Below are 5,205 nucleotides of genomic sequence, written 5' to 3' on the forward strand. Positions count from 1 at the left end.
AAATCGCAAGAGAATTTGGCAAAAATTTTTGTGTCTGGCGGGTTATTTTGGCAATGTTCGATCGCAATTTACTCGCTCGGTAGGTTGGGTTGAGGTCACGAAACCCAACCCAGTTACCAGGATAGTTAGGTTTGACGGTAGTTCAACCCAACCTACTCTTTTTGAGTATATATAAGGTGTTTGATTTGTCGCGAGCGATGATTTTTGATGTTTGAAAACCGAGTATATATGAGCGCACGGATTCCCATTTTCTTAGGATAACATACAAATCGGAAAAAGCAATAAGATTTTTGTGTTTGTTTGGTGCTTTTTTCAATGTGCGATCTGAAATTTAGAAACGAATTTGATGAGCCGATCGATCTCATCTGTTGTGGTGAAGTAGTGGACACAAGCACGCACACAATCGGGTTGATGAATAGTGCGGAGGAGAACACCTTGAGATTCCAAAAATAGCACTAGCTGGCGATGGGAACTACCATCAGTAAATTGAAAAGAAACGAGTCCGGATGCTGGGGGAGATTTCCGCAGGCAAGTAATGTTAGGAAGCTGAGATAGTTGTTGCCAAAGATACTTACTCAAAGAGAGAATTTGTTGATAGCGTTCTGACTGAGAACCCCATTGCTGATGAGCGGAGATCGCAGCTCTGAGTCCAGCATAAAGCGGATAGGCAGATGTCGCAACTTCAAATCGCCGTCCATCCGGTTGCCAACTTATTCCCGCTTTGCTGTATTGCAGACTGCGCCAGCCAATAAAAGTGGGATGCAAACTTTCTGAAGCTTCCGGTCGCACGTAAAGACCGCCCACCCCTTCTGGGCCACACCACCATTTGTGACCTGTGAAGGCATAGAAATCTACTCCCAATTCTGTCAGATTTACGGGCAGCAATCCAACAGATTGAGCGGCATCTATCAGTAATTTTGTAGAATTTTGCTGGCAAGCTTTGACAATTTCAGCTAGGGGTAAAACTTGACCGTTGTTCCAGAGAATATGACTCAACACCGCTAAGCGCGTGTCGGGATAAAGATGTTGGTTAATCGCTGCGATCGGATCTCCTTCATTTAAAGTTGACATCAAATCGCAAACATCAACTTCGATGCCAAAACGGCGCTGAATTTCCCCCACAGTCGCCACAATACCGGGATGTTCGCAATCAGAAATAAGTAAGCGATCGCCTTTTTTCCAATCTATACCCCATAACACAATATTGCAACCTACCGTCACATCCTCGGTGATAGAAATCGTTTCCGGTGGGACAGCTAATTCAAACGCGATCGCTTCCCTAGTTTTATTCGCCTCGTCCAGCACCCAGGCTAATGCCTGTTCAGAAAATGGCCCAATACCCTGCACGTATTCATACGATCGATAAATAGCCTCCAGCGCCGCTTGGGGCATGGGCCCTTGACCGCCGTAGTTAAAATAAGCTTTATTTGCCAAAGCTGGGAATTTTTGGCGATGCTGTAACAAAGTTTGTACTGAAACCGCGTCGGTCATCATCTGAGAACTGGGGATTGGGGATTGCAGATTGGGAAATACCACAGTTAAGCGTAAGCCCAAACAAGATTTATTGCTAGTGTAAAGTTATGTTAGTAACTGCCGAACTGCTGCTACACTACCAACGCTGTCACCGACGGGCGTTTCTCGATGTCTGGGGAGACCCCTCCCAGGTGGAACCTCCCAGCGACTTCTATTTAAAACTGATCCAAGACCGTTTCGCTCATCAAAAAAATGTTTTAGCAGATCTGGTTTATCACCAGCCAGAATACCCAAAGGGCGATTGGGAAGCTGGTACACAAGCCACATTAGCATTGATGCAGCAAGGTGTCGATCGCATCCGCAAAGGAGTACTGATCGCGACGCTAGATGGCACGATGGGGGGAGTGGGAGAGTGGGAGAGTGGAGGAAATTTCCCTTCAAATAATATTCCCGAATCGCCTCTTACCTTATTAAGTCGTCCCGATTTATTAATCAAACAACCCGGACAATCTCGTTTTGGCGATTGGCATTACGTTCCCCTCGATATTGAATTGGGTAAACGTGCCAAACTGGATTATCAAATTATCGCCGCTTTTCACGCCCAAGTCCTAGCCCAACTACAAGAGGCAATGCCCGAAACTGCATGGCTAATTTTGCGCGGAAAAAGACCGTATTCCGTGCAGCTAGACATCCGCATTCCCCAAATGCAATTAATTTTAGCAGATTGCATTCAACAGCTACTTAAAGAGTCAGCACCAGAAATTTTTATCAGTCGCCAAAAATGCAATATTTGTGGATGGCACAGCTACTGTCACGGCGTAGCCAAATCTCAGCAGCACCTCTCGCTCCTACCGGGAGTTACCCCCAGTCGCTACGAGATTTTGAAAACGCTTAATTTGACAACATTGGAATGTTTAGCAGATACCAGCTTCAGCGTTTTGGAACCTCTTTTCGGTAGCGAAGTAGCGGAACAGCTAATCAGGCAAGCGCAATCTGTATTAGAAAATCGAGTAATTTTCAAATCAGATCGACTCATAAATTTACCGACTGCCCCGATTGAGTTGTATTTTGATATAGAAGCCGAGCCCGATCTAGATATAGATTATCTTTTAGGAGTGCTGGTTGTCGATCGCGAAGCTAAAACTGAAAAATTTTATGCTTTTTTGGCAGAACAGCCGGAAGATGAGGCATCAGTTTGGCAGCAATTCTTAGATTTAGCTTGGACTTATCCTTCCGCCCCTATTTTCCATTTTTGCGATTACGAAATGCAAGCTGTCAGGCAATTAGCTGGACGCTACAAAACATCTAACGATTTGTGGCAACCTCTGCTCGATCGCTTTGTGGATATTCATGAAGAAATCTCCACGGGTGTAACCTTGCCTTTAGAAAATTATACTCTCAAATCAATTGCGCGTTGGCTGGGCTTTGAATGGCGGGATACCAAGGCAAATGGAGCGCAGGCAATTTACTGGTACGATCGTTGGTTAAAGATTAGCGATCGCGCCAGCTTAGATGCGATCGTCCGTTACAATGAAGATGATTGTCGCGCCACATATCACGTTAAAAATTGTTTAGCCAACTTTGTCCGCGATTCTCTCAAAGTTAACGCTCTTTAAACAAATTGCGACGTTAAATTAAGTAGGGTGTGTCAGAGAGATAAAATTAATAGCGAGCGCAAAAATTCTGCATTCTGACGAACCGTGCAGACTCATTTAGACATAGCATATTTAACCGCTTTTCGTTCCAATGGTTTTAAATGTGGCAGTTGACTTTCTGTGAAAGTAAATTCTCGATCGTATTTTAAACCGACTTTTTCCATTACTCTTATAGAGGCTTTATTTGTTGCCAAAGCCCATGCCACGACTCGTTTAACGCCCCATTCAGCAAAACCCTTTTCTACCAACAATTGAGAAACTTCAGTTGCATAACCTTTGCCCCATTTCTCTCTTTTCAGCCGATAACCAAGGGCGATTTCTTCATCATTTACCACATTTAGTTCGACAGCGAAAGCATTTTCGATCGCCGGATATAAATGAAACCAACCGATAAAATCTTGACTTGATTTTTCAATAGCTGCCCAAAACCCAAAATTTTCGTATTTGCTGTAATATCCAATAATTCTAGGCAGAAACTTCGATTGAATAAATGCGCGATCGTTTGGCACACCACCACTGATGAATCGCATTACTTCGGGGTCGCTATCCAAAACAAATAAATTATCAGTATCTGCCTCAGTAAAATAACGAAGAATCAATTTTTCGGTTTCGAGAAATACTTCCATATTTTTACCGATGAAATTATAAGGTGGGTAATACCCACCTTTATTATCTAACCTTTCACGCAAATAACTTGTTTGAGGGTTGCCACAACCTCAACTAAATCCGCTTGATTGGCCATCACCTCATCGATCGGCTTATAAGCGCCTGGAATTTCATCCAAAATACCCTCATCTTTGCGACATTCCACCCCTTTAGTTTGTTGAATCAAATCATCCAAACTGAAATTATTCTTCGCCTTATTGCGCGACATCAAACGCCCAGCCCCGTGAGAACAACTGCAATAACTTTCATGATTTCCCTTACCTTTGACAATGTAAGATTTTGCTCCCATCGAACCCGGAATAATGCCGTAATCTTCCTCAGTAGCCCTCACCGCACCCTTGCGCGTCACATAAACTTCCTCACCAAAATGTACCTCTTTTTCCGCATAATTGTGATGGCAATTCACAGACAGTAAAGGCTTAAATTCCCTACCGCCAGCGAGATGTTTTTCAATAACCCGCTTCAAACGCGCCATCATCACATCGCGATTGAAACGAGCATAATCTTGCGCCCACTGTAAATCGTTCCAATAAGAGGCAAACTCTGAAGTACCCGCCACAAAATAAGCCAAATCTCGATCTGGTAGACGTATATCTGCCAATTTAGCTAATTCCCTTCCCCTCTCAATATGATTTTGCGCTAACATATTACCAATATGTCGCGAACCGGAATGCAACATTAACCAAACTTGGTTATCGGTATCCACACAAACTTCAATAAAATGATTGCCGCCACCGAGAGAACCCATCTGTTTGATAGCTTTACTTTCTAGGTGTTGCACTCCAGGATGCAGTTCGTTGAAATCGTGCCAACCTTGCCAGTTTATCACTGTTTTTTCGGCTTCTTTATTTTCGTTGAATCCCACTGGAATAGCTGCTTCGATATCCAGACGAATTTTCTTCAGCTTGCCCTCAAGTTTATCGGCATTAAATGGAGTTTTGACTGCCATCATCCCGCAATTGTGAACGAAGACACCAGCGGTGAGTGCAAAATTGCCATATTGTGGGACTGTCAGACAATATACGTCTTGTCTTTCTTCGAGAAGAATAACATCTACTACTTTATGGTTGTAGCTATGTTGGTATTTCCGATGGTTATGAAGTCCTATTGGACTCTTAACTGCCTCGCCGCAACGATCGCAGGTGTACAGTCTATTGGCAATTTCTTTGCTCTTGGCTCTTCCTTTCTCGCTTCTGTTGTAGTCGCTTAGATACTGCTTTCCTCTTTCACCATTACCGGAGATAGATACTCTGAAGTGTTCGGGATTTTCCTGCATATAACGCATGATATTTTTTGTCCCGCGTTCGGAGTAGTAACGGTATCCATCTGGTGTTCTGGCTTTAGCGGCTAAGGCTTCCTTTCTGTTTTTCTCAAATTCTGAAGATTGCCAATGAGTGTTCTTCTCAACCAA

At 43.6% G+C, this 5,205-nt stretch carries 4 protein-coding genes; 1 reads left to right on the top strand and 3 read right to left on the bottom strand.

Annotated features, from left to right (window positions below; translation table 11 throughout):
- Positions 1–312: 312 nt before the first annotated feature.
- A complete protein-coding gene (locus tag H6S82_RS16965; protein ID WP_190470621.1) occupies positions 313–1,491 on the bottom strand; it encodes an aminotransferase class V-fold PLP-dependent enzyme in 1,179 nt (392 codons plus the stop codon).
- A gap of 89 nt (positions 1,492–1,580) precedes the next feature.
- Here H6S82_RS16965 and H6S82_RS16970 point away from each other — a divergent pair, with 89 nt between their 5' ends.
- Positions 1,581–3,089 (top strand): TM0106 family RecB-like putative nuclease, encoded by a 1,509-nt coding sequence (locus H6S82_RS16970; protein ID WP_190470567.1) that lies wholly within the window; start codon positions 1,581–1,583, stop codon positions 3,087–3,089.
- A 92-nt stretch (positions 3,090–3,181) separates the two neighbouring features.
- On the opposite strand, the gene H6S82_RS16975 is transcribed toward H6S82_RS16970, so the two are convergent.
- Together H6S82_RS16975 and H6S82_RS16980 are read right to left on the bottom strand one after the other, a co-directional pair.
- Positions 3,182–3,754, bottom strand: coding sequence for a GNAT family N-acetyltransferase (locus H6S82_RS16975; RefSeq protein WP_190470564.1), 573 nt, complete (start codon positions 3,752–3,754; stop codon positions 3,182–3,184).
- Between the two features lie 47 nt (positions 3,755–3,801).
- A partial coding sequence (locus H6S82_RS16980) for an RtcB family protein (protein WP_191056454.1) occupies positions 3,802–5,205 on the bottom strand: 1,404 nt, incomplete at its 5' end.

Origin of the sequence: Planktothrix sp. FACHB-1355 (assembly GCF_014748295.1) — a bacterium.
Lineage (GTDB): Bacteria > Cyanobacteriota > Cyanobacteriia > Cyanobacteriales > Aerosakkonemataceae > Aerosakkonema > Aerosakkonema funiforme_A.